The organism is Kutzneria sp. 744 (genome assembly GCF_000568255.1).
In the GTDB taxonomy this organism is placed as follows: Bacteria; Actinomycetota; Actinomycetes; order Mycobacteriales; family Pseudonocardiaceae; genus Kutzneria.
This window is the reverse complement of record NZ_KK037166.1, coordinates 8029061-8032887: the sequence shown is the minus strand read 5'-3', so window position 1 is coordinate 8032887 and position 3827 is coordinate 8029061. Positions and strand designations below refer to the sequence as shown.

5 protein-coding genes are annotated in these 3827 nt (G+C 71.8%); 1 reads left to right on the top strand and 4 read right to left on the bottom strand.

Annotation, left to right across the window (positions count from 1 at the left end):
* The first annotated feature begins 122 nt into the window (after window positions 1-122).
* Complete coding sequence (locus tag KUTG_RS37000) at window positions 123-875, top strand: ESX secretion-associated protein EspG (RefSeq protein ID WP_043723529.1); 753 nt, start codon at window positions 123-125, stop codon at window positions 873-875.
* Here the strand turns inward: KUTG_RS37000 and KUTG_RS36995 are convergent.
* From KUTG_RS36995 to msrB, 4 genes are all read right to left on the bottom strand, one after another.
* On the bottom strand, window positions 872-1198 hold the full coding sequence (locus KUTG_RS36995; RefSeq protein ID WP_043723525.1) for a hypothetical protein: 327 nt from the start codon (window positions 1196-1198) through the stop codon (window positions 872-874). The genes KUTG_RS37000 and KUTG_RS36995 overlap by 4 nt on opposite strands.
* A complete protein-coding gene (locus KUTG_RS36990; RefSeq protein ID WP_052396770.1) occupies window positions 1195-2034 on the bottom strand; it encodes an MbnB/TglH/ChrH family RiPP precursor modification enzyme in 840 nt (279 codons plus the stop codon). The genes KUTG_RS36995 and KUTG_RS36990 overlap by 4 nt, the downstream gene beginning before the upstream one ends.
* Entirely contained in the window at window positions 2018-2926 is a 909-nt protein-coding gene (locus KUTG_RS54325; RefSeq protein WP_052395831.1) for a TIGR04222 domain-containing membrane protein, read from the bottom strand. Before KUTG_RS54325 ends, KUTG_RS36990 begins: the two co-directional genes overlap by 17 nt.
* Before the next feature lie 275 nt (window positions 2927-3201).
* On the bottom strand, window positions 3202-3633 hold the full coding sequence (msrB, locus tag KUTG_RS36980) for a peptide-methionine (R)-S-oxide reductase MsrB (RefSeq protein WP_043723522.1): 432 nt from the start codon (window positions 3631-3633) through the stop codon (window positions 3202-3204).
* Between the last annotated feature and the right edge of the window lie 194 nt (window positions 3634-3827).

Below are 3827 nucleotides of genomic sequence, written 5' to 3'. Positions count from 1 at the left end.
TCGGCCTGGACTGACGACAGAAACGATCCGACTTCGGTTCGGCCAGTGTTGAGACAGGGACGAGCCGACCGGGGGTCGGCGAGTGCTGAGAACAGGGATCGAACCGACTGGGGGTCGGCGGGGTGCTGAGAGAGCGCGTCGAGTTGTCCATGGACGCGGTGCGGGCGTTCTGGCGCTGGGAAGGCCACGACCGCATGCCGTCCGTCCTGGTGTCCACTGTGGAGTGGATGGACGACGACACCCGCCGCGAGGCGGACCGGCAGGTGCTGGCCGAGCTGGCCGGGCGGGGACTGCTGGCCGGCGGCGGGGTGCCGGCGCAGATGCGGGCGACCTTCCACGTGCTGGCCCGGCCCGACGTCGAGGTGTTCGGCTGGATCAGCACCCCGCAGCGCACGCTGGGAGTGCTGGCCGCGGCCGGCGGCGGGGAAGCGGCGCTGGTGGTCCGCGAGGGCGACGCGGCCTGGCTGTCGCCGGTGAAGCCCGACGACGTGGCCGAGGCGGTGGTCGCGCAGCTGCCGGCCCGGCCGCCGGCACAGGGGAGATCGATCAACGTGTGCGAGGCGGACTTCGCGCGCCCCCAAGGCGAAGAGGCCTGGAACGGCTTCCGCCCCACGACCGAGCCGCACGACGTGCGGGCCCTGAAGGCGCTGCTCGGCGAACCGGTGCTGAGCATCAGCCAGCTGTGGGTGGCCGCACGCGGCGCGGACGGACGGCTCCACCAGGCCGAAAACCCGGTCACCGTGCGGGATACCGCCGAAGGCCGCTGGCTCACGCAGACCACGGCGTCGGCCGCCGGACGCTGGGTGAGCGCGGCCCCGGCCGGCCCGCAGCTGGTGACCAGCAAGCTGCACGAGAAGCTGCGCAGGCTGGGCTAACGCCGCCACCACCGGCGGCGCGGCGGCGTGAGATGTCCCTGCGCCACCAACCACTCCCCGAACCGGTCGGCGTCCTGACGCGCCCGCACGTCGGTGGTCTTCGGGTGATCTGAGGCATACTCGGCGAACAACGGGCCGAAGCGCTCGCCGAGATCGTCGGCCAGATCGGGCCGCAGGTGCCAAGTGACGCGACGACGCTTGGACAACAGGGCTTCAGACTGAGCCCTCAACTGCGCGCCATCAAACCCGGGAGGCGTTGGCGCGCCGGCCAGCAAGGAGCGCAGCAGCTCGGCCTGCTGAGCGGCCAGCCGGTCGCGGCTCACGCCAGGACGGCGCGGATGGCCGCGAGCTCGGCGGCGAGCTCCTCATCGGGCGGATAGTCGTCGTCGCGTTCGAGCAGCACGCCGGGCGGATCGACCCGGGCACACAGGTTGCCGAGCAGATCCAGCACGGCGTCGGGCATCGCGTGGGCATGCGTGTCGTGGTAGAGCCCCTCGCGCTCCACACCACCGGCGACATGCACGTAAGCCAAGCGCTCCAAGGGAAGCGTGGCGAGGAACTCGGCGGGATCGGTGCCGATGTTGCGGGCGTTGGCATACAGGTTGGCCACGTCGACCAGCAGCCGGCAGTCGGTGCGCTCGACGAGCTCGGCCAGGAACTGGCCCTCGGTCATCTCGGCGTCGGGCCAGTCGATGAGCGCGGCGACGTTCTCCAGCGCCAGCGGCACGGGCAACACCCGCTGGGCCTCAAGAACGTTGGCCACCAACACATCCATGGCCTCACGGGTGCGAGGCAACGGCATCAGGTGACCGGCGTCGAGACCACCGGCCCGAACGAAGCACACGTGGTCGCTGACCATCGGCGCCGCCAACGCCTCGGCCACGGCGGCCAGATGCTCGACGCGGGCCATCTCCATGGGCTCGGCCCCGCCCAGCGACAGGGAAACGGCGTGCGGAAGGACCGGCACGCCGCGTTCCCGGAGCAGCAGCAACGACTCGGGCAGCTCGCCATGACCGAGGTTCTCGGCGACAACCTCGACGAAGTCGACCCCATGGTCGACACCGTGCAGCCGCTCGACCGTCAGGTCGATCTCCGGCCGCCACCCGATGCCGACCCCGAGCCGGGGAAAGGAGTTCTTCCCGTCATCCGCCGCAGCCACCGCCGCCGCCTCCTCCACCGCCTCCGCAGCCACCGCCCCCACCACCGCATCCTCCCCCACCACCGCCGCCGCAGCTGCTGCCGCCTCCGCCCCAGAAGAAGCCGCCGCCGGAGGCCGCCCCCACGGCCGCGGCCGTGCGCCGCCGGGCCGGCGGCTCGATCGACTTCTGCAGGGCGGCGGCGACCCGGGCGTCCGGGTACTTCCCGACGCCGCCGAGGGCCACCGCCGTCGCGGCGTCGTGCAGGCCGGCACGCCGCAGCTCCCGCAGGGCCCGGTCGCCGGCGACGGTGCGCAGGTGCCGCTTGCGCTGGAAGTTCAGCACGACGAACAGCAGCACGATCGTCCCGGCCAGCGCCGCGGTCAGGAAGCCGATCGGTCGGCCGAGGGCGAAGCCGTTGCACCAGCGGATGAAACCGACGACGAACGCGGCCAGCAGCGGCACGATCGAGGCGTAGCGGAAGCGCGAGGCGACGTGTTCCGGCACGAGCAGCCCGAGGTCGGCCAGGTCGTGGCCGACGTTCCACAGCGCGGACCGCTTGCGCAGGTGACGGGTGATGTCCGGCAGCAGATGGCTGGACGCGGCACGGGTCAGGAACTGCGCGGCGAGCGGGCTGGACGGCACGGTCGATCCGGTGAGCCGGACCCGGCCGGTGCTCTGGGCCCGCAGCGCGCCGGCCGCCAGCAGGTCCGCGGCGACGGCCTGGACGGCGCGGTCGGGCCCGGCGGCGAGAAAACCGGTCATTTCGGCGCTGGGCCGGAAGACCTGGCCGCCGCGGCCGAAGAATTTCGGCAGGAATCTGATCACGACGGCCAGCACGAGAGCGCAGCCGACACCGATGAAATACCATTCGAGGAACTGTTCTCCGGACAGTCCCCACGGTTCCGAACCCATTTCCCCACCCCCGTCCGGTCGCACCCGACCTTCCCCTGGACGCAACGCGTCTCGTCAGGGGAAATACGCTGAACACCGAGGTCACCGGGCGCCGCGGCCGACCCCCAGCCAGTCGCGGCGCCCGGTGACACCCCCGGTCCCGCCGGCCCCTCCCCAGGTGCCGGCGGCGTTGATGTCGTTGCCCCTTCGCCGTTTTTCGGCTCCGGGTAGCGCATATCGTGGGCGCGCGGAAAAGCGCGGGCAAGGCCTCTTGAGGAAGCCTTAGGGTGGCGCGGTCAGGCTTCGTCCGTCTGGGGGACGAGCCGCAGGGAAATGCTGTTGATGCAATAGCGCTGGTCCGTCGGCGTGGGGTAGCCCTCGCCCTCGAACACGTGCCCGAGGTGGCTGTGGCAGGCCGCGCACAGCACCTCGACGCGGACCATGCCCAGGTCCCGGTCCTCGCGCAGGATCACGCTGTCGCCGGCCAGCGGCGAGAAGAACGAGGGCCAGCCGCAGTGCGAGTCGAACTTGGTGTCGCTGCGGAACAGCTCGGCGCCGCAGGCCCGGCACTCGTAGACGCCGGTGGTCTTGGTGTCGGTGTACTCGCCGACGAAGGGCCGCTCGGTGCCGGCCTGGCGCAGCACGGCGAACTCCTGCGGGCTGAGCTGGGCCCGCCACTCCTGCTCCGACTTGACGACCTTGGGGGTGGTGCCGACAACGGGTTCCATGCTGGAAAGTTTATGGATCCGCGCGAGCGTTTGCTCAGGCCACAGCCATTACGAAAGCGGGACGTACCTCACCGACGCGCTGCCCGTGCCCCAGCACCGGGACGTCGGCGACGGCCTCCACCGCTCGGACGTCCACGCCGAGCCGGCGCAGCGCCGCGACCAGCACCACGGGGCGGGCCCGGTTGGAGCCGTCG